The organism is Rhodococcus sp. YL-1 (assembly GCF_001942025.1).
Classification (GTDB): domain Bacteria; phylum Actinomycetota; class Actinomycetes; order Mycobacteriales; family Mycobacteriaceae; genus Rhodococcus_F; species Rhodococcus_F qingshengii.
The window spans coordinates 1,312,721-1,339,429 of the sequence record NZ_CP017299.1; the positions used below are offsets into that span (position 1 = coordinate 1,312,721).

General features: G+C 61.0%; 27 protein-coding genes and 1 tRNA gene. 12 read left to right on the forward strand and 16 right to left on the reverse strand.

Going from position 1 to position 26,709, the window contains the following annotated elements; translation table 11 throughout:
- Positions 1–73: 73 nt before the first annotated feature.
- Positions 74–214 (reverse strand): hypothetical protein, encoded by a 141-nt coding sequence (locus BH682_RS36660; RefSeq protein WP_156423194.1) that lies wholly within the window; start codon positions 212–214, stop codon positions 74–76.
- A 187-nt stretch (positions 215–401) separates the two neighbouring features.
- Here BH682_RS36660 and BH682_RS06110 point away from each other — a divergent pair, with 187 nt between their 5' ends.
- The 5 genes from BH682_RS06110 (at position 402) to BH682_RS06125 (ending at position 5,052) form a co-directional block, all read left to right on the forward strand.
- Entirely contained in the window at positions 402–2,117 is a 1,716-nt protein-coding gene (locus BH682_RS06110) for a 3-ketosteroid-delta-1-dehydrogenase (RefSeq protein WP_075832435.1), read from the forward strand.
- Between the two features lie 689 nt (positions 2,118–2,806).
- Complete coding sequence (locus BH682_RS06115; protein WP_223304613.1) at positions 2,807–3,613, forward strand: M23 family metallopeptidase; 807 nt, start codon at positions 2,807–2,809, stop codon at positions 3,611–3,613.
- 244 nt (positions 3,614–3,857) lie between these two features.
- Positions 3,858–4,082, forward strand: coding sequence for a hypothetical protein (locus tag BH682_RS36665; protein WP_223304614.1), 225 nt, complete (start codon positions 3,858–3,860; stop codon positions 4,080–4,082).
- A gap of 215 nt (positions 4,083–4,297) precedes the next feature.
- Positions 4,298–4,621, forward strand: coding sequence for a pentapeptide repeat-containing protein (locus BH682_RS36670; RefSeq protein WP_411561140.1), 324 nt, complete (start codon positions 4,298–4,300; stop codon positions 4,619–4,621).
- Between the two features lie 14 nt (positions 4,622–4,635).
- A complete protein-coding gene (locus tag BH682_RS06125) occupies positions 4,636–5,052 on the forward strand; it encodes a hypothetical protein (protein ID WP_058038919.1) in 417 nt (138 codons plus the stop codon).
- Between the two features lie 78 nt (positions 5,053–5,130).
- Here BH682_RS06125 and BH682_RS06130 read toward each other — a convergent pair whose 3' ends face one another.
- The 4 genes from BH682_RS06130 to BH682_RS06145 form a co-directional block, all read right to left on the reverse strand.
- Entirely contained in the window at positions 5,131–5,472 is a 342-nt protein-coding gene (locus BH682_RS06130) for a hypothetical protein (protein ID WP_063314901.1), read from the reverse strand.
- Positions 5,469–6,620 carry an alkane 1-monooxygenase gene (locus tag BH682_RS06135; protein ID WP_063315140.1) on the reverse strand — a complete coding sequence of 384 codons (1,152 nt, stop codon included), beginning with the start codon at positions 6,618–6,620 and terminating at the stop codon, positions 5,469–5,471. Before BH682_RS06135 ends, BH682_RS06130 begins: the two co-directional genes overlap by 4 nt.
- Positions 6,621–6,715: 95 nt before the next feature.
- Positions 6,716–7,369: a class F sortase gene (locus tag BH682_RS06140; protein WP_058038921.1), complete on the reverse strand. Its 654-nt coding sequence runs from the start codon at positions 7,367–7,369 to the stop codon at positions 6,716–6,718.
- Complete coding sequence (locus BH682_RS06145; RefSeq protein WP_065456033.1) at positions 7,370–8,701, reverse strand: ice-binding family protein; 1,332 nt, start codon at positions 8,699–8,701, stop codon at positions 7,370–7,372.
- Between the two features lie 223 nt (positions 8,702–8,924).
- Between BH682_RS06145 and BH682_RS06150 the strand changes: the two genes are divergently transcribed.
- Complete coding sequence (locus BH682_RS06150) at positions 8,925–9,641, forward strand: TetR/AcrR family transcriptional regulator C-terminal domain-containing protein (RefSeq protein WP_042452349.1); 717 nt, start codon at positions 8,925–8,927, stop codon at positions 9,639–9,641.
- Positions 9,642–9,997: 356 nt separating this feature from the next.
- Here the strand turns inward: BH682_RS06150 and BH682_RS36345 are convergent, their stop codons facing one another.
- The 5 genes from BH682_RS36345 to BH682_RS06170 form a co-directional block, all read right to left on the reverse strand.
- On the reverse strand, positions 9,998–10,141 hold the full coding sequence (locus BH682_RS36345) for a hypothetical protein (RefSeq protein ID WP_165639161.1): 144 nt from the start codon (positions 10,139–10,141) through the stop codon (positions 9,998–10,000).
- Positions 10,142–10,199: 58 nt separating this feature from the next.
- Positions 10,200–10,661: an Hsp20/alpha crystallin family protein gene (locus BH682_RS06155; RefSeq protein ID WP_007726499.1), complete on the reverse strand. Its 462-nt coding sequence runs from the start codon at positions 10,659–10,661 to the stop codon at positions 10,200–10,202.
- A gap of 186 nt (positions 10,662–10,847) precedes the next feature.
- Complete coding sequence (locus tag BH682_RS06160) at positions 10,848–11,732, reverse strand: MBL fold metallo-hydrolase (protein WP_042452347.1); 885 nt, start codon at positions 11,730–11,732, stop codon at positions 10,848–10,850.
- A 137-nt stretch (positions 11,733–11,869) separates the two neighbouring features.
- The gene (locus BH682_RS06165) at positions 11,870–13,123 is read right to left on the reverse strand and encodes a wax ester/triacylglycerol synthase domain-containing protein (RefSeq protein WP_075832439.1); all 1,254 of its coding nucleotides are present in this window, start codon (positions 13,121–13,123) and stop codon (positions 11,870–11,872) included.
- Between the two features lie 46 nt (positions 13,124–13,169).
- Entirely contained in the window at positions 13,170–14,834 is a 1,665-nt protein-coding gene (locus BH682_RS06170) for a hypothetical protein (protein WP_223304616.1), read from the reverse strand.
- A 206-nt stretch (positions 14,835–15,040) separates the two neighbouring features.
- Here BH682_RS06170 and BH682_RS06175 point away from each other — a divergent pair, with 206 nt between their 5' ends.
- Together BH682_RS06175 and BH682_RS06180 are read left to right on the forward strand one after the other, a co-directional pair.
- Positions 15,041–15,658 (forward strand): DUF1109 domain-containing protein, encoded by a 618-nt coding sequence (locus tag BH682_RS06175; RefSeq protein ID WP_075835174.1) that lies wholly within the window; start codon positions 15,041–15,043, stop codon positions 15,656–15,658.
- Between the two features lie 200 nt (positions 15,659–15,858).
- Positions 15,859–16,350 (forward strand): FBP domain-containing protein, encoded by a 492-nt coding sequence (locus tag BH682_RS06180; RefSeq protein WP_058038925.1) that lies wholly within the window; start codon positions 15,859–15,861, stop codon positions 16,348–16,350.
- A gap of 149 nt (positions 16,351–16,499) precedes the next feature.
- Here BH682_RS06180 and BH682_RS06185 read toward each other — a convergent pair whose 3' ends face one another.
- The 3 genes from BH682_RS06185 to BH682_RS06195 are packed head-to-tail and all read right to left on the reverse strand — an operon-like array spanning position 16,500 to position 18,531.
- The gene (locus BH682_RS06185) at positions 16,500–17,240 is read right to left on the reverse strand and encodes an ABC transporter permease (protein ID WP_075832441.1); all 741 of its coding nucleotides are present in this window, start codon (positions 17,238–17,240) and stop codon (positions 16,500–16,502) included.
- Entirely contained in the window at positions 17,237–18,172 is a 936-nt protein-coding gene (locus BH682_RS06190; protein WP_058038927.1) for an ABC transporter ATP-binding protein, read from the reverse strand. The genes BH682_RS06185 and BH682_RS06190 overlap by 4 nt, the downstream gene beginning before the upstream one ends.
- Complete coding sequence (locus BH682_RS06195; RefSeq protein ID WP_058038928.1) at positions 18,172–18,531, reverse strand: GntR family transcriptional regulator; 360 nt, start codon at positions 18,529–18,531, stop codon at positions 18,172–18,174. The genes BH682_RS06190 and BH682_RS06195 overlap by 1 nt, the downstream gene beginning before the upstream one ends.
- 58 nt (positions 18,532–18,589) lie before the next feature.
- Between BH682_RS06195 and BH682_RS06200 the strand changes: the two genes are divergently transcribed.
- Positions 18,590–18,886 carry a hypothetical protein gene (locus tag BH682_RS06200; RefSeq protein ID WP_075832443.1) on the forward strand — a complete coding sequence of 99 codons (297 nt, stop codon included), beginning with the start codon at positions 18,590–18,592 and terminating at the stop codon, positions 18,884–18,886.
- A gap of 2,227 nt (positions 18,887–21,113) precedes the next feature.
- On the opposite strand, the gene BH682_RS06210 is transcribed toward BH682_RS06200, so the two are convergent.
- A tRNA-Gly gene (locus BH682_RS06210) sits at positions 21,114–21,187 on the reverse strand.
- 305 nt (positions 21,188–21,492) lie between these two features.
- Between BH682_RS06210 and dcd the strand changes: the two genes are divergently transcribed.
- From dcd to BH682_RS06230, 3 genes are all read left to right on the forward strand, one after another.
- Complete coding sequence (gene dcd, locus BH682_RS06215) at positions 21,493–22,062, forward strand: dCTP deaminase (RefSeq protein ID WP_003943702.1); 570 nt, start codon at positions 21,493–21,495, stop codon at positions 22,060–22,062.
- Positions 22,063–22,087: 25 nt separating this feature from the next.
- Positions 22,088–22,372, forward strand: a complete 285-nt coding sequence (locus BH682_RS06220) for a hypothetical protein (protein WP_042452329.1) — start codon at positions 22,088–22,090, stop codon at positions 22,370–22,372.
- A gap of 328 nt (positions 22,373–22,700) precedes the next feature.
- Positions 22,701–24,224 carry a hypothetical protein gene (locus BH682_RS06230; RefSeq protein WP_075832445.1) on the forward strand — a complete coding sequence of 508 codons (1,524 nt, stop codon included), beginning with the start codon at positions 22,701–22,703 and terminating at the stop codon, positions 24,222–24,224.
- Between the two features lie 3 nt (positions 24,225–24,227).
- Here the strand turns inward: BH682_RS06230 and BH682_RS06235 are convergent, their stop codons facing one another.
- A complete protein-coding gene (locus tag BH682_RS06235; protein WP_075832447.1) occupies positions 24,228–24,980 on the reverse strand; it encodes an IclR family transcriptional regulator in 753 nt (250 codons plus the stop codon).
- Positions 24,980–26,491: an APC family permease gene (locus BH682_RS06240; RefSeq protein ID WP_075832449.1), complete on the reverse strand. Its 1,512-nt coding sequence runs from the start codon at positions 26,489–26,491 to the stop codon at positions 24,980–24,982. Before BH682_RS06240 ends, BH682_RS06235 begins: the two co-directional genes overlap by 1 nt.
- Positions 26,492–26,709 lie beyond the last annotated feature (218 nt).

A 26,709-nucleotide genomic window follows, 5' to 3' on the forward strand; every position in this document is an offset into this window, starting at 1 on the left:
ATCACGCCATCGTCGCCGTTGAAACGAACCGCCGGCCAGTACCCGTCCATGAAATGCAAACCGCACGAGTCTGTCAGACGTTGACAATCGCTTCGACGGCCAGACGGTGAAGAGCCTGGTGCTGCTCGAAGACGTGGCGTAGGCGGGGAAGCATGCCGCGTGCAAGGGTGCCGAGCGTTTCGTCGACGATGCCGAAGCTGGGATTTGTCCTCACGTGAGCAGCGTAGACATCGAAGAAGGCAAGCCGCGATTCTGCTGGGGCGGGCACAACGCCCGAACCGTGGCAGGAGCCGTTCTTCGCCAATCCACTCGCAATGTCCCGCTGACTGGGCATCCGGAACCTTCTGCGCCGCGACTGCCTTAGCGTTCTACGTCGATAACCACGTGAAGGGATTTGTTCAATGGCGAAGAATCAGGCACCCCCCGCGACACAAGCCAAGGACATCGTTGTCGATCTACTGGTGATCGGGTCCGGTACCGGCATGGCTGCCGCCCTCACCGCGAACGAGCTCGGCTTGTCCACGCTGATCGTGGAGAAGACGCAGTACGTTGGCGGTTCGACGGCGCGGTCCGGTGGAGCGTTCTGGATGCCTGCCAACCCGATCTTGGCGAAAGCCGGTGCGGGCGACACCGTTGAGCGCGCGAAGACATACGTGCGGTCGGTGGTCGGTGATACTGCCCCTGCCCAACGTGGGGAGGCATTCGTCGACAACGGTGCGGCCACCGTCGACATGCTTTACCGCACGACGCCCATGAAGTTCTTCTGGGCCAAGGAATACTCCGATTACCACCCCGAACTGCCGGGAGGTAGCGCCGCCGGACGTACCTGCGAGTGCCTGCCGTTCGACGCGTCGGTACTCGGCGCGGAACGCGGTCGCCTGCGGCCCGGTTTGATGGAAGCCGGACTGCCGATGCCGGTGACAGGTGCGGACTACAAGTGGATGAACCTGATGGTGAAGAAGCCGAGCAAGGCTTTCCCTCGCATCATCCGCCGCCTGGCGCAGGGCGTTTACGGCAAGTACGTACTCAAGCGTGAATACATCGCAGGCGGTCAGGCGCTCGCCGCCGGCCTGTTCGCAGGTGTGGTCCAGGCCGGTATCCCGGTGTGGACGGAAACGTCGTTGGTTCGGCTCATCACCGAAGATGGCCGCGTAACGGGTGCAGTTGTGGTGCAAGACGGACGTGAAGTGACGGTGACCGCTCGGCGTGGTGTCGTTCTGGCAGCCGGCGGGTTCGACCACAACATGGAGTGGCGCCACAAGTACCAGTCGGAGAGGCTCGGTGAGCACGAGAGCCTGGGCGCAGAGGGCAACACCGGCGAAGCGATCGAGGCAGCACAAGAGCTCGGCGCAGGTATCGGATCGATGGATCAGTCGTGGTGGTTCCCGGCGGTGGCAAGCATCAAGGGCCGCCCGCCGATGGTGATGCTCGCAGAGCGTGCGCTGCCAGGCTCGTTCATCGTCGACCAGACCGGTCGTCGATTCGTGAACGAGGCGACGGACTACATGTCGTTCGGCCAGCGCGTGCTCGAACGGGAAAAGGCCGGAGATCCGGCCGAGTCGATGTGGTTTGTTTTCGACCAGGAGTACCGCAACAGCTACGTGTTCGCAGGCGGTATCTTCCCCCGTCAGCCGCTTCCGCAGGCATTTTTCGACTCCGGCATCGCGCACAAGGCGAGCAGTCCGGTCGAGCTTGCCCGCAAGGTCGGTCTTCCCGAGGAGGCTTTTGCCGAGTCCTTCGAGAAGTTCAACGAGGCCGCTGCTGCCGGTAGCGATGCGGAATTTGGTCGCGGCGGAAGTGCATACGATCGGTACTACGGCGACCCGACAGTGTCCCCGAACCCGAACCTGAGGAAGCTCGACACGAGTGCCCTCTACGCGGTGAAGATGACGCTCAGCGACCTCGGCACCTGCGGCGGTGTGCAGGCGGACGAGCATGCACGCGTGCTTCGTGAGGACGGCAGCGTGATCGACGGCCTGTATGCGATCGGCAATACTGCGGCCAACGCATTCGGTCACACCTACCCGGGCGCCGGTGCAACGATCGGCCAGGGGCTGGTTTACGGATACATTGCCGCCCACCACGCAGCCGAGAAAGTAGCTTCGACTCAGCAGTAGATCCACTAGGCAACAGATCGCCGAACGGGAGATCAGCACGCGTTTCCGATGCCGGGAACGTGCACTGGTCTCCCGTTCGGCTTGTAGGAGCAATGCCGCCTGTATGTCCCATCTCGGTAACGCTGACGCGCCGGGTGACCAAGACGCGGTATCGTCTCCAGAAGTGACATGGGGCACTGGCGATTGTTCGACCAGATGCCATCCACCGAAGGCGCGCCTGATATCGACCGGTCGGGTCGAATGCGCAAAAACAGGTATGTACCCAGGTAATTCAACCGTGGTGTGGAGCGTCGTGAAGCGACAGCGTATGAGGTGATTCCTCATCCGCAACGCAAGGATCTCCATGTTCCACCCTCTTTCCGACCATCCGGGTAGACACCCACCCTGTCGATCTTCGAATGAGAAGCCTTCGGTTTGTTCCGGCATTCGTAGTCCTCGATCAACGATCGATTCAGGCACTGCCTCGATGTAGAACCCGTATCTCCTGTGCTGTCACCAGGAGATACAGACCTGCGGGTCTATGCGCGCGCTCGCGTTCGAGAGCGGTCACCGTACCTCTCTCCATGGCGCGATCCGAACATTTCACTCCAACGGAGTCTTGGTGCGATACACCAAGTAGCTCAGCACGTATTGAGTGCTGTCTGCGGGTAGAGCCTGCACCTGCTCCGAGCACATCAGTCAAGGAAAACATGAGTAAGCACAGAAAACACAAGCCTTCCAGCACAAAACGATTCATCGCCGTAACTGCGGGACTGGGCGCCCTTGTGGGGGCCGGAGCAGTAGCCAATGCAGGTACCGCCGGTGCGCAGGGCTGGTCGGCGAGTTGCAATTGGGAGTGGCCGGTAAGCGGATCACTTTCGCAGGGTTACCACGCGGGACATGACGGAGTCGACTTCGCTGTCAACGTCGGCACCGCGCTCCACGCGCCCACATCGGGCACGATTTCTGTTGCCGGACCCAATGATCCGGGTGGATATGGAACGTATATCCAGTTGGAAGCGGACAGTGGCGAGCAGATTCAGATGGGCCACCTCTCCGAAACATGGGTCGGTGTGGGGCAACACGTCGAGGTAGGCGACGAGATCGGGGCAACGGGCAACACCGGTAGCTCCACCGGTCCACATCTGCATCTCCGCATTCACAGTGGAGGCGCAGTCGATCCCATGTCCTTCCTGAGTTCGATCGGGGCGTGCGATACCGGGTCGAGTATTGTTCCCGCGCCCGCGCCCGCGCCGGCACAGGACGTAGCACCCGAATTTGCACCGGAACCGGCGCCTGCTCCTGTTGTCTACTCTGAGACATCCGAATCTGCACCGGTAGAAAGCATTCCGGAGTCGGAGACTCCAGCGTCCGGCTCAGAGGTAGTCGTTGCGGCCGGTGATACATTGTTCGACCTCGCGGCAGAACGAGGTCTCACCTGGCAGCAGGTGTGGGACATGAATCCGCAGATCGTCAATCCCGATCAGATCTTTGTGGGCGACGTGATCAACTTGTGAGAGTTGATAATTCGATACTGATCCGGGGATGAGTCAACTACTCGTACACGACCGGTTTCAGTACCCCAGTTGACTCCGAGTTCCACTTGGTGTGCGTGAGCGCTGCAGCCGGGCCGTGTATTTCACGGTCCGGCTGTTTTGCGCGCTCCGAGAAGTGATTCCTACCGAAGTACTGATGCGTGGTGGTTCGCTTCTCGGACAGCCACGGCCAATCGCTGGGGATCTTGCCGATACTATTGAGCCCGTGAACCGGTCCGCGATCACCTCCCTACGTCGACGTTGGTCAGATGAGGACGTCGATAATTTACGGGCGCAATTGCTCGATCAGTCGCGGATCGTCAAGCCTCCCCACACTCTCGTCTCCCCACGGGCGGAGACCGATGACGGGCTGATCGATGTGCGTGGCCTGACAGCGGGTAGCGCTGGATTGGACATTCGGTATCTCTCACGTTGGAACGGATTGATCTGAGCTTCGCTCGGGGTTCGATCTCCGTCTTCGAATCCGAATTATTCGACTGCCGTTTCGATTTCGTGGCACTGACCGGACAGCCCCGTTTCAATCGCCGACTCGAACGGTGCAGTTTCCGGGGTGCGACGCTCTCGCGTGTGGCGCTCGGACCGAGGGTCGTCGATTGCGATTTCACTGGAGCCAAAGCACGCGGGCTCCGCTCCGTGCCCAATACTGTGTTCGAACGATGCGCATTCGACGACACAGACCTGACTGGTGCGCAGCTCGCCGATACCTCATTCGTGGAGTGTACTTTCGGCGGCGCACGATTCTCGGCGGCCACGAGTTTTGTGCGGTGTTCCTTCACCCGGACCGCTGTCGAGTTCTCCGAGGCGCAAGTGTCGCGAACAACGTGTGACGGCACCGCGATTCCGGATCAATGGGAAGGTGAGGCCGATTCAGCAGTCGCACTGGAGCGGTATGCCGGTCGATATGCCCGAGCACTTGGCGTGGGGGACACAGAGGGTATGGCCCTCGATCCTGAAATGGATGATTCGTAAAGGGGGGCAGATCGATGACTCGCGGGGTCACGTTCAGGACAGTATTCGGTGGACCGTCGGTGCCGCTTGACTTCATCGAGGAGTTGACTCGGCTCAGACACCGGCTGAGGGGCATCGCGATGCAGTACGACTTCGATCTGTTTGTTGTGGTTGGTGGCGACATCTCCGTGGTGACCGATCCGACCGGGACCCGGCTTCCGCGTGTGTTTCTGGGCAGGCGTACCGCTACGGCGCAGGTACAGATGAACACTGACGACGTGATGGGGGTGCCCGACCCGCGTGCATTTCTGTACACGACGATCCATGCGGCACTGACGGAACTGATCACGCGTGTCTCAGACCGCGACAACGACTTCGATGCGGACGGGGAGCGAGCGAAGATCGAGTTCTTGATCCTCGATGACATTGGCGAGCGCGAATCAAAGCTGTGATGGCAAATGACAAATGCTGCGCTCCCGCATTCGTCAGGCTGTTGTCACTCTCTGGCATCAAACACTGCGGTGACCACTTCACAGAAAATCGCCGGGTGCCGGCGATGGACGAACCTCACTGTGAGTTCTGCGGTGCGCGGTAGCGGTGACAAGTAGGTAGCGTTCAGCTGCGGCGTAGTCGGTGATCGATGTTCCGTCGGGCCCGGGGGTTTGAGTGATCAGGTCGAGGTATCGGCGGCGATAGAGGTATGCGTCGGGCTGGGTCAACAGGTACTCCGCGGCAGCGACGACGTCCAGGCTCGGTGCGGCTCGTCTGAGCCGGGTGCGCGCCGGCTGGTACGCAGCTCTGGCGTGTTTGGTCGGCCCGGTGGCCGTGTAGTGCCCGTCGCTGTGGTCGTCGTCTCGGGCATTGTCATTCATATCGTCGCCTTGGTGTGAATGAGCTCGACGTTGCCGTTGTAGTAGCCGAGGACACGGTGATCCATCATCCGCCGCCACAGTGGTGGTACGGCAGCGCAGACGATCATCACCGCGTATCCGGCAGGGAGTTGCGGAGCGGTTGGAGCGCTGCGCAGAGATTGGTAGCGCAGACGCGGATTCGCGTGATGGTCACTGTGTCGTTGTAATTGGTACAGGAACAAATTGGACAAGAGATGATCACTGTTCCAACTGTCTTCGGGCCGGGCTTTGACAAAGCTGCCGTCTTGTCTTCGCGCACGGAGCAATCCGTAGTGTTCGAGGTAGTTTGCGGCCTCGAGGAACGTGATCCCGGCCAAGGCTTGCAGGAGCAGCCAGGGCAGTATCTGCCACCCGAATAAGGTGATCAACGTCCCGAACAGTGCGGCGCTCAGCGACCATGCCTGCACGATGTTGTTTCGAGGTGACAGTGCGGGTGAACCCTGCCGGCGCAGGCGTGCTGATTCGATCCGCCAGCCCGATTTCAGACCTCCGAATATGCTGCGGGGCAAGAATATCCAGAACGATTCCCCGAAACGAGCACTGGCGGGATCGCGCGGCGTCGCAACGTTGACGTGGTGACCGTGATTGTGCTCGATGTAGAAGTGCCCGTAGAACGATTGAGCGAGCACAATTTTCGCCAACCGCCGCTCGAGGCGGCTGCTCTTGTGGCCTAGTTCGTGTGCGGCATTGATACCGACGCCCGCAACGACGCCGACGGTCATCGCCAGTGCGATCTTCTCTCCGGTTGCCATCGGGGCGTGCGCCCAACACCATGCGGCGAAGACGAGGCCAGCGTATTGAAGTGGCACGAACAGGTAGGTACACCATCGGTAGTAGCGGTCGTCCTGCAATGCCGCGATCACGTTGTCGGGTGGGCTGCGGCCATCTGCGCCGACTGCGACGTCGACGATCGGGATGACGAGAATCAGGATCCAGGCACCGGTCGCCCAGAACAGGCCGAGGTGCAAATATTCGACCAGCAGCCAGGACAGGAAGGGACTCAGCGGGATCAGCAATCCCAACGGCCACCAGTAACGCTTCCGATCCCGCCATGCAGGAGCGTCGACACCTGCTTCGGCGCTCGCTCGAATGTCGTCGGTGTCTGTCATCGAAACTTCTCGAGCACGGGAAAGTGGAATACGGTCATTGTTCTCCAACGGTTCGTGCGGACTTTCGAAGTGGTGTGCTGCGGCGTCTCAGGCGGTTAGGCCAGGTCGGCGAATGCGATGATGTTGTCGTTGTAACTGCGTGCGGTTTCGTCGAAGGATCCACCGCACGTGATGATCCGGAGTCCGGGGTGGTCGATGTCGCCGTATACGACGTCGGTGGGAAAGTCCTCTTTGGGGAAGTGTTCGACACTGGTAGCGGTGAACACTGCGCGACTTCCGTCTTCGCGGGTGACGATGATGTCGGCTCCTGTTTCGAGATTCCGCAGATCGAAGAAGACCCCGTCGGTGCCTTGCCAGTCGACGTGGCCGGCGATGATTGCCGGTCCGACCTCACCGGGGGCGGGAGCGCCGGTGTACCACCCTGCGTCCTTCCCATCCGGTGGGACCTCGAGTGCTCCATCGGTATCGAGTCCGAGATCGATGATGTCGGTGTCGACGCCGATGGACGGGATTTCGAGGCGCGCGGGGCGGTGGTCAGCAGTTACCGGCGCCCTTTCGGGCAGTGCAGAGTCAGTGGCGCGCGGCGCGGATGTGGTGTCTTGTCGAGGCGACGAGTGTGGTTGTGAATTTCCGCTGTCGGATTGTCCGCCGGCGCATCCGACCACCGTTACGAGTACTGAAACAGTAAGGGCGAGAGCCGTGATGGCTCGGCGAGTTCGCGGAGCCATCACGGAGTTTTCGTCTTTCATCTATCGACTTGTCCGACGGATGACGAGGGCCGACATAGCCACGACGCTGAAGAAGCCGACGAGCAGGGCGATCCACCCTCCACTGGACTGTCCGCCGCGTTGGGATTGTGTGCTTCCGTCACCGGTGTCGACCGACCCTCGTGGTACCTGCTGCACCTGAGGGGCTCGAACATTCGGGGATTCCGGGCCTACCGGTTGAGTGGTCGGGGTACCCGTTCGAGAAGCTGACGTCGTCGGCACCCGAGACGGGACGGTTACCGTCCCGGGAACGGTGGGAGGTATTCCCGGCAGTGGTGGGAGACCGGGAATCTCGGGTATGGACGGAATGTTTCGGCTGGTCGTGATGATCGGCGGTACGTCCACAGTGGTTGTAGTCGTGCCGTTCGGCCCTGGTGTGGTGGTCGTCGCTTCCACCGGTGTACCAGTCGTGGTTGTAGTCACCTCCGGCGGGACGACCGTCGTGGTTGTAGTCACCTCCGGCGGGACGACCGTCGTGGTTGTAGTCACCTCCGGCGGGACCACCGTCGTGGTGGTAGTTGTCGCGGTGTCAGGCGGGACCGTAGTCGTCGTAGTGGTCGGGGTCGTAGTCGTGACAGGAGGCGCACAGGTCGGGATCGTAACGGTGTTCGTATCGAGAGTGACCGCGCCATTGATCGCCAACAGTCGACCCTCGACGGTTGCCTCGGTTGTGGCAGTAATGTCTGTCAGCGCCAACAGGTTTCCTCGGAAGACGGAGTTGGTGCCCAGGGTGGCGGAACTTCCAACCTGCCAGAAAACATTGCACGCCTGCGTTCCGTTGATCAGTGCAACGGTGCTGGACGACGATGTGATCAGCGTTGATCCCGCTTGGAAGACGAAGACTGCATCGGGGTCACCTTGCGCGTCGAGGGTGACGGTTCCCGACAGTGCGATCGACGAACCGGAGTTGTAGACACCCGAAACCAGTGTCCGACCGGTCAAGTCGGCTCCCGTCGGTTGTGTGGGTCCCTGACCGGCAAGAGTGTTGTAGGCAGTCAACACGTCGGGTTTCGCTCCCTGCGATACCGCGTCGCCACCATGATTGGTGCCGGTAATCGTCAGGTCCGATACACCGGTGATGGTTGGAGTCGGATACGTGCCGATATCGCCGCCGAGGGTTGTCGGTCCGGTGTTGGTGATTCCTGCTCCGGCAAGGACTGCAAAGGGCTCAGCGGTGCCGAGTCCGACAGCAGTCGCTTCCGCGCCGGCAGTGCCGGCCGGCAAGACGAGAATGCCGACGGAGAAAACGGAAATCGTTGCAATACCCGAGAATTGAAAGAACCGCGAGCGTCGTGTTGCGGTGGGTGCTGTCATGTTCTGTTCATCTTCGATCCTTTGAAGAAGGGACTCATGCGACGAAAGTGAGTCCGTACGTCCGCGCCGACTCCGGCGCCGGGACGTATCGATGAGCGCCCACGTAAATCCGGACATTCCGGGTATACGATGTGTATATACGTTGTATGCATAGGGCGTATCCGAACAGTAAACCAGCCGTACTGTTCTGTCAACGCGTAGGCATACGATGTATGTTTTGTGAATGACCGGACACTCGCCAGATCGCACTAAGGGTTTGATTCCCGCCGCGGACCGCGAGGAGCCCCTCACCAGGGCGCTCGTACTCTCGACGGCGTTGGCGATCATCGACGAGGAAGGTGCCGACGGCCTCTCCATGCGCCGACTGGGCAAAGCGCTCGACAGAAATCCGATGACTCTCTACAGGTACGCGGCCAACAAGGCGGCCCTGCTGGACGGGGTCGTCGAGACCGTGCTCGAACAACTGGTCGTCGACCCGTCCGATCGCGACTGGAGGGGGCAGCTGCACGCAGTTGCGTACGGGTATCGCCGCCTCGCGCTCGCGCACCCAAACGTGGTTCCTTTGCTGGTCACTCGGCCGCTGTCCACCCCGCTCGGATTGCGCCCTCCCGGGACGTTGCGCTACGTCGAAGCGATTCTCGAACTGCTGATACGGGCCGGTTTCACTCCTGAAGACGCATTACACATCTACCGAGCAGTGTTCGGCTTCCTCAACGGGCACATTCTCAACGAGCTTCAGGAAATAGTCGAAAATCCCGAGGAGACGGACGATCTCTTGCGGCTCGGTCTGCATCGGCTTGCGCTTGCCGAGTTTCCGAGACTGCGGTCGATGGCTACGATCATGGCTCACTACGACGGGCAGGACGAACTCGAGCGCGGTCTGGCAATCCTTCTGGAGGGTCTGGCGACGGCATCTCCTCCGACGAGGGTTGAGGGCTGACCACTTTCAGTTTGGGTATAGACATGAGACGACCTCGACGGCCACACAATTCAGGGGACCGACGAGGTCGGTAAGCGTCAGCGCAGTCACTGACGTCTACATTTCAACCGTACGAGTCGCGGTTGGCAGGTGGCGGCGAGCTTCGTCCTTGTTGTGTGAGTGTTTCGTCCTGCTTCGCCCATTTCGGGCGGTTCCTGACCTGCTGCAGGTGATGGCTCTTCGGTTCGGCCGGAAGGCTTCATCGAGCTGAACGTGTGTAGAGCGCCTGTAAATGCCTTCCGTCCGCCTCGGTGGACGGACGGAAGGCATCAATTCATTTGTGGGTGACCGTATTCGGCGAACACGGTCTGGTTTTGTCAGGGTTGAAATTCTTCGTTGGTGGGGTTCTCGGGCGGGGTGGCCGCGAGGATGCGCTTCCACCAGCCTTGCCGCTGCGGGTCTTCGTTCCAGACGACCGGTTCAGCCAGAGCTGCGGCGGGGGCCATGATTGGCGCGGGCATAGTGGACCTCCTGGATGAAAGGCTCTCGTACAGTCGATTTCGTGCCAAGCCGTTCAGGTCAGGCTTCGATCTGTCCTTGGGTTTTCACCTCGGAGTTTGCGGTGCGGGACGGCGGCCCCGACGAGATTTCGATCCGCCGCGGTTTCGCCTTCTCTGCGATCGGCAAGGTCACGGTCAACACGCCGTTGTCGTATGAGGCGACGATCCGTTCGGAATCGATGTCCTCGCTGATGGACAGCTGCCTTCTGTATGTTCCTGTGAAACGCTCACCGGCCAGCCACGTCACTCCCTCTTCGGAAATGGCGCTGCGGTGCGCGGTCAGGGTGAGGGTCGAGCCGTCTACCTGTACGTCCACTGATCCTGGGTCGACGCCGGGAAGATCGGCGTGAAGGACGTAGTGGTCATCGATCTTGTAGAGGTCCATCGGCATGAAGCGTGGACTTCGGCTGCTGCCGGTTCCGGTGGCAAGCAGGGACTTGGTGATCGCGTCGATGTCGGTGAAAGGATCGAAACGAAGCACAGCAACACACCTCCCGTATCGTCTAAGAAAGGTCACCGTCACCTCGACGGCGACCGAACTTACTGTGCGAGAACATGATAACCAGCCAAACTGGCACTCTGCAACCTCGAGTGCCAGATTTTTTCGGTGAACTTCGGTCCGATTTTCGGAAGTATCCGAAATGGCGCGATCAGTTCGCCAGGGATGTCAGAGGGTCCGGCGAAACACCTTGTCTTCGTCGACTGTGACGGCACCGGATGCGATGAGTCGTTCGAGGTGTAGCTGAGCTGTCCGTCGTTCGACGGCGTCGACGTACGGGGCCGATACGTGGGGGCGGTAGACGAGTCGATGAGCGACTATGTCTTCCAAGAGTTTTGGTTCGCCGAGGAATTGGATGAGACGGTCTTCGCGGCTCAGTAATTTGTCGCGGTATGCGGACAACCGGCGACGGAACTCGTCGCTGCCCTCGACCACGCCCTTCTGATGGAATGTTCCGTACCAGCGTGCGTCGATCGTTGCGACGTGGTCGATGGAGTCGAGGAAGTCGTTGACGCTGCTACCCAGGTCGCCGTACATCGGGCCGAAGGAGGTGAGGTCGATGTCGGCGACGTAGAAGAAGCCGTCTGGTTCGACGAGGACCCCGCAGTGTCCGCGGGTGTGCCCTGGCAAATGAATGACTGTCGCAGTGCGGTCGCCGAGGTCGAAGACGTGGCCGCCCGCGATCCCCGACACGTTCTCGTGGGTCGGGGGTATGCCGTATTGCGTAGCAATCGACTGCTGGACCTCGACTCGTTCGTTCGGAGGAAGGCCGTAATTGGTGAGCATCGTGTCGAGGGATGCGACTGCGGGTGCGTCGAGATGGTGCGCATAGGCCGGGGTGTCGAAATGGCGTAGTCCGGCGATGTGGTCCTCGTGCCCGTGGCTGACGAATACGAGGTCTGCGCCGACGGGGTCGCGGTCGAGGGAGAGCGAAGGGTCGATGACGAGCGTGCTTTCAGATCCGTGCACTACCACGGTGTTCCCGTAGGGGACGGCACCACCGTTCTCAGGAACCAGTACCGAGACCTTGCCGAATTCTGCAGGTGTGAACATCTTTCGCCTTCCTCGTGACGATCGTGTCGTGACGACACCGGCTTGCAGGCTCGAATCAGTGGAGATGTTGTCGAGACGTCTCGACAGTATCCGTTGCCCAAGCGGCGAGGTGCATCGGATAGTGGCAGTAGATCCAGTCAGTGTGCAGTGCCGGCTATTTCGTCGAGAGTCCGTTCGACGGCTCGGGCGATCTTGCTTGCAGGTGGGAGATGCTCGGCATCGGCCTGGATTCCGATCCAGAATGTGTCGTTGTAGGACGCTGCGGTGAAGCCGACGCGGACATTGCCCGCCAACGGGCCCAGAGGCCAGAGTTCGACTAGCGCTGCCCCGTCGAGCGTGAGCGGGCCGCGCGGTCCATGGACGTTGGACGCGACTGCACCGATCATGTGCTGCCGCTTTGCGAGCTTGTCGAAAACGCCGGCGATACGCGGTGACCGAAAGGTTGTTCCCGCAGCGCGTGCGGAAGGTTTGGCCGCAGCGGTTTGCTTCGCGACGATCGCGACTGTGCGTTGTGGGTCGGTTTCACGAAGTGGAAGGTCGATGATCATGAACCCGACGGCATTGCGTGCGCTACCGATCGCTGTGACTGCGACGGGTACCGATACCGCAATCGACTTGGGGATGGGCTCGCCGCATTCTTGGAGGATGAATCGCAGTCCGCCGCCCACCGCAACGAGATAGGCATCGTTCAAAGTGCCTCCCGCTTGCTGCGCGGCATGCTCGATCGGAGAGGTGCGGACGTTGACGGACGAGATCGATCTCGTGGGACCAATGGCGCCCAGCAACACCCGTGATCGGATTGGCCGGTGCAGGAAAGTACCGATTCGAAATCGGAGGAGGTCGAGGGAACCGGCGGCCTTCGGAGGGATGTTCGGCACGGGAGCGCCCGGGTCGGTACTTTTCGAATCAGGTGAGGCGAACAAGCGCTCGAAAAGGTCGCTGGCTCTGGCGCCGTCGAGAACCGCGTGATGCACTCGGATCACAATGCCGCACAGACCCGGTCGAGCTGCAGGAACGAAGGCGATGTGCCACAACGGTCGGGTGGTGTCGAGGGGTTGCATCACGAGTCGACCACAGACGGATTCGAAGTCGGGTTCTGTAGGCCCGCGTCCGTCAAGCGAGAGATGGAGGTCGAAGTCGATGTCGTTTTCCGTCCACCACCATGACCCGTTCCGCATGATCGGTCGCTGCCGCAGTAACGGCTCCTGCGCGATGTGAGCGGCGAGAGTGCGGTGAAGTCGCACTAGATCAGGTCGACCGTCTCGATCGACGAAGCCACCAGGAGCGAGCAGTCCGGCAATAGTGACCAGGTAGGGCTGGACGTGCACACCGAGCTGGAAGCTCGCAGCGTCGACGGGTGATATCGGCACGTCGGGTGTGGTGTCGACCATCTGCTGAGCCTAATCGAGGCGACACGGTGGACGGCGATGGTTTCGGCTAGCGGATCACCAAGTCGTGGTCGGTGGCGCTGAGCGTGATCGCGGCAATGGGGTTTCCGCGCATCCAGTCCTGCACGAACGCGTCCAGAGCGGGGTTCGATGCCCGATCCGCGTACGCGTCCGACGGGATCTCGATTGCCCCGACGAGGTGGCGCGGATCGGCATCGAGGCCGGATGCGCGGGGAGCCATCCGTAGTCCGTCGGCGGTGTGCAGGACGACCGGAAGAACCGTGCCATCCGGTGCAGTCACGGTCGCGGTCCGCGTGGTGGCGACCGGGTCGAAATGGTCCACGTCCAGTCGGTATCCGGACGGTTGTGCGTGCTGGCCGATCGCGTCGAGCAGACGCGGATCCACCACAGAGTACGGAAACCCGATGTCGATCAGAGCCTGACCGTCGATGGCACCGTCGCGGGCGGGCAGGGTCGTGGACAAGTGCCAGGGGGCAGCGGGGGACAGGGTATCCGTCGACCGGTCTGTCGGCGCGTTTTCGATCAGTGTGCCGAGGAGGGACGCGCCGGTCGGCGTGAACTCCCAGGCATCCCCGACGAGATCCTTGTGCCAGAAGCCGGATTCGGCGCCGCGGAGACCCTCGACGCGCAACTCCCGCCGGTTCGGGCCGGGACCGAGTGAGTGCACACTGATCGCGGATGTGACTTCACCGGGAATTTTGGGCTGGTGCACCCAGTCTGGGGCCGGAAGTCGGATCGCGGCGGTGCTGCGGTCGAGTGTTTCGGCCACGAGGTTGGGTGCCGACGGCTTGTCCGACTGATCTTCCCAGCTGTAGCGGAAGAAGATCGAGTCCGATCCCGAAGAATCGAAATCAAATGTGCGGGTGTATATGTCGCCGTACTTGTTCATCACGAAAGTGGTTGATCCGGCCGCCGACAGCGAGTCCGCCTGGAATCGCCCGCCGAGCGGGCCGCCGATCTCGTAGCTGTCGTCGTTGGGCAGCCACGGGTCCGCGTAGGTTATCCGGCTGCCGTCCCCGGTCAACGTGGGGATCATCGTCATCTTGGCGAGTCCGACGAAGTGAATCCGTCCTGCGACGTCGGTGAAAGTTTGGTTGTCCCAAGGCGACGAGACGCTCAGTGCCCACCCGTTCGGGTGGTCTCCGGGGAGTTGTCGGCCGGGACCGCTCCACAGCGGTGCGCCCCATGCCGAGGTCCAATTCCACACCAGCGGATCCTGGGATGCGTTGTCCATCGTGTAGATCCAGCCGTTGTCGTCGACCGCGACGAGTTCGTCGTCGTCCAGTGATATCCCGACCAGTCGTCCACGCAGGCACTCGGGCATCGGCACGAAACGCCACGGTTGAGCCGTTGATGCGCCTGGCTCTCGCGGCCGAGCGAGTAAGTCGTGGTCGACTAGCGCGAAGTCCCAGAAACGATTGAATTGCGTCGTTGGCGTGCGGATCTGGACCGAGCTGGGGGCGGTTGAACCGGTGAATGTCGGTAGGTTTGCCAACCCGACTCGACCTCCACCGGAGGGCGCACCTGGTGGCAGTTGGGCGGTTCCGAATGATATGCAACTGGCCGGCCCAGGTTCGGTGGGCGCGGCAGCGGCGAGGGGAGTGGACCACAGGAGGGCGGCGGAGAGTAGGACGCCGACGCTCAGCAGTTGCGGTCGGTGCGGGTGCGAAACTCCACTCGCGGTCTCGTTCACCGTCCGATTGTCGCATGATTCGCATTGTTTGTATGGATCGTGGGGATTGTCTATTTGTTTCGGTTGTGGCGCAGAGTGCCGATCGCTGTGCTCGGGAGTTTGTTGACGATTGGAGAGTTTGTCTTGCAAGTGCTTTCGGAGGAATTGTCAACCCACTCCGTAGGTTTACCGTTCAGATGGGGCTTGCCATCACATACGGTGGGGTGATGAGAAGGCCGACGTCGTTGGGTGAATGGTTGGTAGCTGATCCTCCGGAGTCGTCCAAGCCGCCGGGGCCGATTCTTTTGGCATTCACCGTTGTTCCGCTCATTGCGTTGGTCTGCCGGCATTACGGTTGGTGGCCTTCGCCGTTCGGGGAGTACAGATGGTTGGATCCCTTCCTCGTCAGCGCTGCGGCTCTGCTCATCTTGATCGTGGTCGGTCTGGTGTGGGCGATCCGCACCCTCTACGTCCTTGGCCAGGACCGGCGGTGGTCGTGGTGGATTCTGCCCTCCCCGATCGCCGTCATCGCTGCAGTCGCTCTGGCGTTGTTGATGCCGCCGGCAACTTTCCTCGACAAGAGCGGAGAGTTCGAGACCATCGCGATTGGTCTTTTGGAGCAGCCTGAATCGACCGTGGAAGAGCTCGAGATCGGCCAGTTCGATATCAGTAGTGCCCATGTCGTGCGGCCGGATGAGGTCTACTTCATCGACGACGACAGCATGTTCATCACCTCGAGTGGGTGGGTGTACTCGCCCAGCGGCCCACCATCGGGGTTCGATGATTTCTCCGCAACTCACCTCGGCGGACCTTGGTACGAGTTCACGGCGGTATGGCGTGACTGATAAATCGAGTGGCCTGTAACGCAGGCCTGTAGCTACCATCGCGGTGTGGATACGTACACGGTGACGCCCCATGGGCGTGAGGGGGTTGTCGGCGTCGTCTTCGCCGGCGACAGATAGCGCATTTCGGACCCGACAGCACTTGGTGCTGATCGGGCCATGAGCTGTACCCACCTTCACCGAGCCACGATTGGTATACACCCATGATCATTTTGACCGATACATCTATTCGTTCCAGCCTCGTCAACGCGAGTCGTAAGGAGAAGTCCGATCTCACCCTGCCGGACGGCTTCGGCACCATCGACTTCGACGCTCTCGACTACCTGGGCTGGCGAGATCCGAAAATGGGCCGACGCGCCTACACGATCGTCCCGACACTCGACGGGGAGACCATCGGAGTCTTGCTCGTTCAAGCCGAGGCCACTCCGCGATCGCGCGCCCAGTGCTCCTGGTGCCGCGACACGCGACTCCCCAACGAGGTCGTCTTCTACGGCGCCAAGTTGGCCGGGCCCGCCGGTCGACGTGGCAGCACGGTCGGAACACTGATCTGCCGAGACTTCCAGTGCTCGTCCAATGTTCGTAACGACCCCCCGCTCCCGTATGCCGGCTACGATGCCGCCGCTGCGCGCCAGAACCGGAAAGATGAACTGGTGCTGCGGGCTTCGAGTTTTGTCGAGCGGGTGGCTCGGCAGTAGAGCGGACCAAATCGGGGACGAGATAGCACCCTGTTGCGACGTTCGTCCCCCTTTCCTGACTCAGGGAGGGGGACGAGCTGTCTAGACGGGTTTGATCCGACGAGCACTTCGAGACGACGCGACATGTGGCGTCGCACATGATTGCGCGGTCACGGCGTTGCTCGACGCAACGTCGCCCAGGCTCCGGCGATGCACGCGATGGCAAGGGCCAGAGGGAGTAGCGCCATCGGTACCACTCGGGGAGTATCGACAAACCACGAACCGATCGCCGGCCACCACCCAGCCCAGGTGATCGCGATCGCTGACAAGCCGAGCAAGCCGAAAAGCCCAGTGAGGGAGGCGAGTAGACCGGTGATCCTCCACCGCTGGTAGATAGCACCTGCCAGCATTGCGATCGAACTGGTCAGCAGCAGCGTCGCGAACAGTGCGAGCAACTGTACGGCGGTGTTGTCGGTGAAGTAGCGTGCGATGCCGAACATGCGCATGTGCACACCCCAGCCGTTGGTGGCGGACTCCACCACTGACAGCAGTTGCAGCGCGATTGCGAAGATTGCGGACTGTGCCAACGCCATTATCGCGGTGGCAGTGAAGAACTCGCGGCGAGTCACGCTCAGCCCGAGCGCGAACGGGAACGTCTGGGTCATCGACTGGAGGTAGAACGCCAGCACGAAACCGTAAACGGAGAACACACTGCCGGTGAATCCCTCACCTTGCTCGTTTCCGACGATCGCGTAGATAGTGAAGCTGATGAGGAAAGAGATCAAAAGGATGCCCACCGGCCAGGCGATCAGCAACGGCCACGCGACCGTATGCAGTTGTAGGACGGGACCGATCCTGGACCGAGTGGGCGTCTTCGGGACCGTCCGTGGCTCTGTCGTTGCGATACTCATACGGTGATCTCCTTGCGCTGCGTCGAAGTCGCGATGACAAGTTCCTGCAAAGATGCCGGTTCCACTTGGACTCCAGCCTCCCGCAGTCGGTTTCGCTCGGTCTCTGTCACATCGGCCTGCAACATGATTCGGCTGTGGGCGCCCAGTGTCTCCCGGCGCAGGACCCTGCCGGACGCAGCAACGGCATCCACCGCATCAATGGGACCGGATACCAGCACGGCGCGACCTCGCAGTGCGTCCGCGTCCTCGTCGACGACAATCCGGCCGCTGTCTACGACAATCACGTGCTCGAGCAGATTGGCTACCTCGTCGATCAGGTGAGTCGAAAGCACTACAGTGCGAGGATGTTCGGCGTAGTCGGCAAGCAGTCGATCGTAGAACAGTTGGCGTGCAACGGCATCGAGGCCGAGATACGGCTCGTCGAATAGCGTGAGCGGTGCACGGGAGGCAAGTCCGATGATCACTCCCAACGCTGACCGCATGCCGCGCGAGAGCTTCTTCACCTTGCGGCACAGGGGAAGTTGGAAGTCGTCGAGCAGTGTCTCGGCGAACGCGTGGTCCCAATTCGGGAGTAGATGGCCGGCGGCGACGAGTACGTGCTTGACCTTGAGGTCTTCGGGGTACGTCTGGCTTTCCTTGACGAAGCACACGTTCGCCAGTACGTCGGCACTTTCGAACGGGGCAGCCCCGAAAACTTCGACGTCGCCGCTGGTGTGCAGGTCCTGCCCGGTCAGTATCTGCATGATCGTCGTCTTGCCTGCGCCGTTGCGACCGAGCAGGCCGTAGATCTTGTTGCGGCTGATCTCGAACGAGACGTCCGCGAGCGCGTCGACGTCCCCGTACTTTCTGTCCACGGAGCGCATCGAGGCGACGAGTTCAGTTTCGTCGAAACGCCTGACGTGGGGCTCGGTCGTTGTCGTGCTTGCGTTCATCAGTCCGCCTTCCTGTCGTCCAGCATGGATTTGAGTTCTTCGAGGGAAATCTGGAGGCGGTCGGCCTCCGCGACCAGCGGCTCGATGTACTGGCGTGCGAACGCTTCTCGGCGTCTGAACCTGAGTGCATCACGGGCGCCGACAGTGACAAACATTCCGATTCCGCGTTTCTTGTAGAGAATCCCCTCGCCCACGAGTTGATTGAGGCCCTTGGCTGCAGTGGCCGGATTGATCCGGTGGAACGCCGCCAGTTCGTTGGTCGACGGCACCTGCCCGTCTTCCGGCAGGGAGCCGTCGATGATCGAACTCTCGATCTGTTCGGCGATCTGTTGGAACAGTGGTCGTCCGTCGTCGATCACGATGATCGGCGCCCGATGTTCACTGGTTCATTACTCATGTAATGAACCATAGAACGTCATGGGGCATGTTGGCAATGAGATCGCGGAAACTGGCATCGATGACTTGGGTCTCCGAGCGCTACCCATCGGGACATTCATCGCAGAGGCTGATGGAACAGGCTGGATATGGACCAGTTATGACTTCCAGATCCTGACCAAGCGGTCAAAAAGCACAACCTCGATGGCGCGGGCATACTGGCCGAATACCCGCCCCGAACATCACCCACGCACCGTCGTCGAACTCGATGTCGACGACCCCGCGGGCGTTGCACCACAGGCATTGAACTTCTGCGGAACTGTGGAACGCCAGTTGTAGTGGTCGACCACGGGACGGGGCACCTTCGGGTGGCCGGTAGTTATCGCCTCAATGAATTCGGCCACGCAACTATGTAGCGGGGGACATTCTGCATGGACGTTGTAGCTTGGGGAGTTCGCTATGTGTTGACGCAAACACCCGTCAGCATCGGCAGTTCGCCACCCACCCGTGAAGCAGGCGAAACCACCAGCCTCGGCTTCGGGGCGTAACCCGTAGTCGTAGAACGGAAGCCGGACCGCACGCGGCGGTCGGGCCCCTTTTCGTCAACCCAAAGACGGAGTCGTATCCACCGCAAGTAGGGACTTAGCGCCCCGTTTTGGTGTTTCTGTACTGATTTGCAATCCCGATACGTACGCTTCCGGCCAGGGAATCGGACACTCGACCAGCAGGGGTATCTATGCCGAATGTGACAGTGAAATTCGGGGGTTCAGACCCGGAAACAGCAGACCTCGCACGCCGGGCACTGCAACCAGTACTCGACAGCATCTACCGCACATACCGCAGGAAACCGCTCCCATTCGTCGAAGCCGCACTTAAACGCGCAGGTCGAGGGAGCTTCTCACAAGCAGGAATTGAACGATTCGCCGACTACATTTCAAGAGGAGACCGACCGATTCTCACTACATAGCGGCCGCTCGTGATCAGGCCGAAGACCGAAGCGCTTCCACCAGCCACCTGTTCGACGACCCAAATTGGTCCATGTCAACTAGGTACAGGTCCATCGTGGTCAACATCAGCATCAAGAGACAGCGCCCGCCCGCGTCCGAGATCGGTAGCTTGCCTCACCGTGGCAAGGGCACTCGAGCCAGCAGACGTATTCGATCAATCGGAGCTGAGAAGGCTGATTGAGCAGATGCACTGTAATCGACCTCTGTGTGAATTCTGCTCACGGTGCACACTCGCGTGATCAAACCAGTCGGCGCTGTGATATTCGGTTGCTGATCCCATTCGGGGCGGCCTCGACCGACTATTTCGGGCCTGTCAAACATAAGCTCCCCTTCCTGGCCAGGTAGGGGAGCTTATGTTTGTGACCACCGCACGATCCAAGCATCTTCTGATATGCAGGTCAGGCAGAGCTGAAAATGTCATCCACATGCGGTCGGCCGATCTTCTCTACAAGTCGGGAGCGGTTAGTGGCCCTGCGCCTTCTAATGAGAAGGGGATCGTGGAACCGTTCGCCATCGCCACGATCACGTTGACGATAGCAAAGAGGACGTTATCCATTTCAATTCACCTCCTCGCTCCGTCTAGGGCCCGGCAGTATTCGCTACTGCATACAGGGCAGATGTCCTGCTATCGAAATTGAGACCTGCAATGTAAGCGGTGAGCCTGGACCGAATGAGGTGACTGTCCTGATATATCCGAGGCCATTCGAGGAGTTGTAGCCCACCAACCAAGGTCCACCAGAAGCACCTGCGCCAAAGTTGCCCGGTTTGGGAGTTGCGTGAGAAGCCGTAGCTCCGAACGTCATAACCAGGGAAGGCGCTGCGATGCTTGCGGGGAATAAGGTTTCGACTCTGGACACTTACGGCCTTCTATCGAATTGGGGCCAATCTGCCGGTTTCTAAAGATCGTCGGGAAGGTAGCACGACGCTAATGTGACAGTCCTCGAAACTGGGGTATTTCTTCGAGCTTTATCCGGCTCTCCGGATCCGTGCAGAGCGATGGTCGTGCATTGGGACTTACGGTTAGGGCTGCCCGGTACTGAGGAAGAATACGTACTTGATGCTTTTCGAAGGTGATTTTTGACGGACTTGGGTATTTTCACAGTTGTGATTGTGAGAAGATCTGCATTCTTGCGTGAGTTGTGGTCCTCGGCGTATGGGTGCGCTACGGCAGATCGTTTTTGCAATATTCAACTGATAAGCGGGCGGAGTCCGAGCGGAGACAGTTTCCAACCCCATTTGTTGGTAGTCGCGCTCGAATCACTGATGGACGGCAAACGAACCGAGGTACCGGCGACCATCGGCTTCGAGGTCGACAGCACTCTCCTGACAGTGCGCGCAATGGACACCGATTCAGGCCGGGGCACGACCAGTCGGACGGCATCGATGAACTGCAGAATTCCGAGACGCGGTCCTCTAGCACCCCCATTTTCGGTGGATTCACATTGACTGATCACTGAATGGAGGGGGTTGTGTACCTGCCGTCTACCTGTCACAGGATTGGGTCCCAAACAAGCGAAGTCCGACTGCCCCAAAAAGGGCTCTGAACTGCGGAGAATCTGTGGAGCCGATGACGGGAATCGAACCCGCGTATTCAGCTTGGGAAGCTGATATTCTACCATTGAACTACATCGGCGTCGCAGCCGACCGGACGTGTTTTCACCGCCGATCAACGTGCTTTCCGAACATTATCAGACGAGCTTTCAAGCAGCGGTGTCCCCGGCCGCCATTGATCAACACAGGCGTGTCGAAGTCGGCGCCTTCGGTAAATGATTTGCCCAAAAATTGTGCGCAGGAACACCTTTCGGGATGGAGAACTTGAGATAGGTGGGGCTGGGCTCTCCCGTGGGAGTCCAGAACCCGCGCATCGTGTTCGGTAACCACAGTGTGATCGCCCCGGCGATGGGCCGGCACTGCCCGCAGAACCGGTAACCTCTACCTGTGCTGCTCTCCGATCGTGACATCCGTGCCGAAATCTCCGTTGGACGTCTGGGTATCGACCCTTTCGACGACTCCATGGTGCAACCGTCGAGCGTCGACGTCCGACTGGACGGTCTGTTTCGGGTGTTCAACAATACGCGATACACGCACATCGACCCGGCACTGCGCCAGGACGAGTTGACCAGCCTGGTCGAACCGGCAGAGGGCGAGCCGTTTGTGCTTCATCCCGGCGAGTTCGTTCTCGGTTCGACTCTCGAAGTGTGCTCACTGCCGAACGACCTCGCCGGCCGTCTCGAAGGTAAGTCGAGCCTCGGGCGCCTGGGCCTTTTGACGCACTCCACCGCCGGCTTCATCGACCCGGGTTTCAGCGGCCACATCACACTGGAGCTGTCCAATGTCGCAAACCTGCCGATCACGCTCTGGCCGGGAATGAAGATCGGACAGCTCTGCCTGCTCAAGCTCTCGAGCGCTGCAGAGTTCCCCTACGGAAGCTCCGAGGCCGGATCCAAATACCAGGGCCAGCGCGGCCCGACACCGTCGAAGGCGTACCTGAACTTCAACCGCGGCTGAACGAACGAACTTCGGGGGGAGTCGCATGATCGGAATTTTCTACGGTCTGGTTTTCATGAACTTGTTGTTCGTGACCAGCACCGTGTGTTTGATGAAGCCGTCCAAAGCCAGTGTTGTTGTGACCGTCTGTGCAGGGGTGGCGTGGCTGTTCTTCAATGGACCGCTGGAAGGTCAGGTCTTGTGGTCGTTGAACAGAGAACACGGTCTGACGGTCTCGGATCTGATGTCGCTTGTTGCCTTCGGCATCGCCGCTCGTGGTTGGAATCAGGTTCGCAAAGCCCGTGAAACCGTCGACGCAGATCGTTTCTGACCTGCGCGCTCACCTGGATTGACCGCCACGATTCGGACAGATGTTTCGACCTGGAGCACAACAGTCGTCGAATCGGGCACAATTACTGGTTATGTGGTGGATTGTCGGAGGCGTACTACTCGTATGGGTCGTGTGTTCCATTCCGATTGCCATCCTGGTGGGGCGGGGTATCGCGCGTCGGGACCGCGCGGAATTCGACGGGCGAAATCAACAGTGGGCCGACGAGGTTGTCAGGTCGATCGAGAAGCAATCGGAGCAGGACAATGCCGATCGGCGTAAGCCACCACTGATAAGCTGACCAGCTGGACTTTTCCGGAGGTGAGTGGGCATGGAACTTCCATCCGATACTCCCGACGAGGTCGTGGCCGCGGCCGCCGGCGGACCAAGGGTTCCGCAGTTCGATCCCACAGTGGGGATTCCGGTAGTTCCGCCAGGGGGAGATGCTCCCCACCGGTTGGTGGTCATCGGCGATTCGCTGTCGCAGGGATTCCAGAGCGGGGCGATCTTCAATACCGATCTGTCGTATCCGGCGATCATTGCTTACCAGCTGGGCCGGCTCGACCAGTTCCGCTTTCCCCGTTACGGCGGCCCGGGCGGGCTTCCGCTCAACATCGAACTGTTGCTCCGCACCCTCGAGGAGCGCTTCGGCCCACGGCTCGACCTCTGGGAGGTGCCGCTCGCACTCTTTGCTGCGCGCGCGTTCATGGATCAGGTAGAGGACTATTGGGAACGCGGACCGGGCAGCGAAGCGCCGACATTCTCGATAATCAACCACAACCTCTCGGTGTACGGGTGGGATCTTCGTGACGCTCTGACCAAGACGGCGCAGGGCTGCGAGGATGCTCTTCACCAACCGCACGACGATTTGATCAGCCAGATCGTCGAGAACAACGGCGAGCGCGCCGCACTGCGAGTTCTGCCGCGAGGCTCCGACGCCGAGAAGCGTATGACCGCGTTCGACGCAGCAGCGGAGTTGGGCAAGGAAGGCATCGAAACTCTGATCGTCTTCCTCGGTGCCAACAACGCGCTCCGCACCGTCACCGAACTCCGAGTCGAGTGGAGCGGCAACAACTTCCGTGATCCGGTCGGCAAGCGCGACTACACGGTGTGGCGGCCTGAGCACTTCGCGTCGGAGTATGCCGAGGTGCTCGCCGCGATCCGGAAGATCAACGCGCAGCACGTCATCCTCTGCACCGTCCCACACGTGACCATCGCACCGATCGCCCACGGGCTCGGGGGGAAGATCGAAATCGGATCCCGCTACTTCCCGTACTACGCACGACCGTGGGTGCGCGACACCGACTTCGACCCACAACGCGATCAGCACATCACCGGCGCGCAGGCGTGGGCCGTCGACACCGCAATCGACATGTACAACGACGGAATCGAGCAAGCCGTCGCGAATGCCCGTCGGGTGGGGAAGGACTGGTACCTCTGCGATATTGCCGGGTTGCTCGAGCGCGTGGCCTCACGGCGCTACGTCACCGACGTCAATGCGCGGCCGCCATGGTGGACGCCGTACCCCCTTCCCAAGGCGCTGACCGACTTGCAACCCGTGCCGGACTCGCTGTTCCTCTCCGCCGACGGTCGCGGCGGCCGCGCTTCGGGCGGCCTCTTCTCGCTCGACGGCGTTCATCCCACGACAGTCGCGTACGGGGTGATGGCGCAAGAACTGGCGAACATCATGGTCACGGCAGGGGTCCAGTTCGACCGCGCTCAGATCGATTTCGACCGACTCGTCCGACGCGACACCTTGGTGCGCACTCCGCCGCAGAATCTCGATTCCACGCTCGGCGTCATCGGCTGGGCCGACGAGCATCTCGGCTTTGCCAAACGTGTGTTCGGCCTCTGACTTTCAGCTTGCCTTCGACATCGACGGTGCAACGATGCGTTCCGCGTACTCCCGCAGCAGTGCCACCAGGTCTGCGTCGTCGACGGAAAGTCTGCCGGTCGGACCTATCGCAGCCAAGGCACCGACGACACACCTTTCCGCGTCGTGGATCGGGACGGCGACGGCGGAGCGTCCGACACGAATCTCGTCGACCTCACGGGCGGCCTCACCGCGCCGGATCCGCGAGAGCTCGAGTTCCAACGCGTCGCCGTCGGTGATGGTGTGTGCGGTGACCTTTCGCAGTGGGGCCTCGGCCAATTCGGGTCGGTTGGCGAGGAGCAGCTTCCCGATAGCCGACGCGTGAACGGCTGTGACCAGTGTCCGTTCACCACTGAGTTCGTGGTCGGGATCGCGATCGACGAGCCGAATTCTGTTTTCTGCAAACGACGCAAGGTAGACGCCGAACCGTAGCTGTTCGCGGAGTTCTTCGAGGAGCACCGAATTGTCGATGGGTGTGGGTTCGGCGGCAGCCCCGGCTAATTCACGGGTGCGTCGGCCTAGTGCGAAGCCGGAGAGGTCGGCGATCCGAACCAGGTAACCGTCGGCGACAAGGATGTTGAGTAACCGATACGCAGTGGCAGGTGGGATGTCGGCCAGGGCGGCAATGTCCTTGGCGGTGGCTCCCGATCCGAGCCTGGCCGCCGACTCGAGGAGGGCAAGGGCGCGCTGAACCGCTCGGGGTTCGTGCCCACCGAGGTCGCGTGGTCGGCCCACCATCAGCGGGCGCCGGCAGTCGGCTCGCCCACCAGCACGATGTTTCCGGCTGCGTCGGTGGCGAACACCCCAGCTCCTGGTAGTACGTCCTCGGTTTCGGGACTGTCGAAAGCGCCGACGTGCAGCAGACTTTTGGGGCTTCGGCGTCGCAGGTAGAACTGCCAGAGTGTGCCCGAGGTCAGGATCACGAGTACGGCGATCGGTGCAACGTACGCGTGGTCGATCGTGTTGGCATAAACCAGGTAACCGAGGACTATCGCGCCGGCACCACTGCCACACGACGCGGCCGCGAGAACGCCGGGAGTGTGCTCGCCGATCCGTGTCAGGAAGACAACGCATGCGATAGCCGTCAGTGCATAGGCCACGATGACGGCGCCGCGAACCGTCAGTCGAACGTCGTCGAAGATTTCTCCGCGCCCGAGTACGGCAAAGGTTCCGCCGCCCAGCAGGACGGTGCAGACCACGGTAGTCAATGCGAAGTAGGGCGTACGGAAGGCACTGTGAACCGAGGCGAACCGGCGGGGGAGTAGGCGCTCGACACCGAACGAATAGACCAGGCGTGACGCAGCATTGGATGACGCCATCGAGGACGCCAGCCACGAGCACCCCAGACCGACGTTGAGCGCGATCACGACACCGGGGCTCACGCCCGTCGCCGTTCCGTGGAGATAGGCGTTGACGAGGGTGTCACTGCGCCCGGACCAAGCGGCCCAGCCCGCGAAGATGAAGAGCGATCCACAGATGATCGGAGTGAGAAGGACTGTGCGGGTGACGGTTACCAGCGGGCGACGGGCCTCGGGGCCGAAGAAGGCCGCGCTCTCGAATCCGGCGAGAGCGAACACGGCAGCCAGGGCGGTGAGTAACAACCCGTGGCCGGAGGTGGGTGGAACGATCTGTGCTTGTTGACTTCCGGAACCGCCCAGGATCATGAGCCCGACGATGAACAGAAGTGAACAGCTTTCGACGACGAGGATCGCGAGCGCGGCAAATCTGACACTTCGCACGAGAGCGCCGAGAATCAGCAAGGCTATCCCCAGATAGAGCGCGATGACGTGAAAAGTCTTGTCCACGTGCACACCCGCGAAGCCGAGCAATGCGATTGCGGCCTGTCCGCCGTGATAGAGCGTCATCACCGCGCTGCCGACGTACTTGACCAGCATGGCGATGCCGGTGGTCAATGCTGCCCGAGTGCCGAGGCCACGAAATACGAAGCTGTGCAGTCCGCCCGACGCCGCCATTCGGCGGGTGAACTGCGAAACACAGAAAGCAATGAGCGTCACCAGCACGGTGGCGGAGATGATGGTGATCATCCCGCTCAACAACCGGCCGTGCGTCAGCATGGTGACGGGCAGAACGACCATCGACACAGCGGGAGCAGTGGTCGCTACCGACTGGGCCAGCACCTCGGCACCGGAGAGTTGCCGACGGCCCAACGCCCGCAGCGGTGATCGCGCCGGGGGCTGCTTCTCGCGCGTGGTGAAGGACCGCGCGATGGCTTCGGTGAGAGCGGACATGTCGCGTCACGCTAGTCCGGTTCTGTAACGCCGATATTGCGGGCATGCTTCCGCTGATCGCACTCGGGTGAGAGAGCAAGATGCGAACGCTCGCACGTTTCTCACTCGGTCCCCACCGACTGTTTCCTGCGCGTCAAGTTCCGGACCCAACGCTCCTGAAGTCTGTGTTCAACACCAACCACCCGGGTCACCGGGAGCACACTGGGGAGCTCGAATGC

Coding starts and splice junctions, on each gene's coding strand:
- BH682_RS06115 (WP_223304613.1), top strand. CDS start 2,807: ATGAGTAAGCACAGAAAACACAAGCCTTCCAGCACAAAACGATTCATC.
- BH682_RS06235 (WP_075832447.1), bottom strand. CDS start 24,980: ATGGTGGGCCGACCACGCGACCTCGGTGGGCACGAACCCCGAGCGGTT.
- BH682_RS06160 (WP_042452347.1), bottom strand. CDS start 11,732: ATGTTCACACCTGCAGAATTCGGCAAGGTCTCGGTACTGGTTCCTGAG.
- BH682_RS06180 (WP_058038925.1), top strand. CDS start 15,859: ATGATCATTTTGACCGATACATCTATTCGTTCCAGCCTCGTCAACGCG.
- BH682_RS06200 (WP_075832443.1), top strand. CDS start 18,590: ATGGGGCATGTTGGCAATGAGATCGCGGAAACTGGCATCGATGACTTG.
- BH682_RS06185 (WP_075832441.1), bottom strand. CDS start 17,240: ATGAGTATCGCAACGACAGAGCCACGGACGGTCCCGAAGACGCCCACT.
- BH682_RS06110 (WP_075832435.1), top strand. CDS start 402: ATGGCGAAGAATCAGGCACCCCCCGCGACACAAGCCAAGGACATCGTT.
- BH682_RS06135 (WP_063315140.1), bottom strand. CDS start 6,620: ATGACAGACACCGACGACATTCGAGCGAGCGCCGAAGCAGGTGTCGAC.
- BH682_RS06175 (WP_075835174.1), top strand. CDS start 15,041: ATGAGAAGGCCGACGTCGTTGGGTGAATGGTTGGTAGCTGATCCTCCG.
- BH682_RS06140 (WP_058038921.1), bottom strand. CDS start 7,369: ATGAAAGACGAAAACTCCGTGATGGCTCCGCGAACTCGCCGAGCCATC.
- BH682_RS36345 (WP_165639161.1), bottom strand. CDS start 10,141: ATGCCCGCGCCAATCATGGCCCCCGCCGCAGCTCTGGCTGAACCGGTC.
- BH682_RS06130 (WP_063314901.1), bottom strand. CDS start 5,472: ATGAATGACAATGCCCGAGACGACGACCACAGCGACGGGCACTACACG.
- BH682_RS06150 (WP_042452349.1), top strand. CDS start 8,925: ATGACCGGACACTCGCCAGATCGCACTAAGGGTTTGATTCCCGCCGCG.
- BH682_RS06165 (WP_075832439.1), bottom strand. CDS start 13,123: ATGGTCGACACCACACCCGACGTGCCGATATCACCCGTCGACGCTGCG.
- BH682_RS06230 (WP_075832445.1), top strand. CDS start 22,701: ATGGAACTTCCATCCGATACTCCCGACGAGGTCGTGGCCGCGGCCGCC.
- BH682_RS06240 (WP_075832449.1), bottom strand. CDS start 26,491: ATGTCCGCTCTCACCGAAGCCATCGCGCGGTCCTTCACCACGCGCGAG.
- BH682_RS06190 (WP_058038927.1), bottom strand. CDS start 18,172: ATGAACGCAAGCACGACAACGACCGAGCCCCACGTCAGGCGTTTCGAC.
- BH682_RS06220 (WP_042452329.1), top strand. CDS start 22,088: ATGATCGGAATTTTCTACGGTCTGGTTTTCATGAACTTGTTGTTCGTG.
- BH682_RS06145 (WP_065456033.1), bottom strand. CDS start 8,701: ATGACAGCACCCACCGCAACACGACGCTCGCGGTTCTTTCAATTCTCG.
- BH682_RS06125 (WP_058038919.1), top strand. CDS start 4,636: ATGACTCGCGGGGTCACGTTCAGGACAGTATTCGGTGGACCGTCGGTG.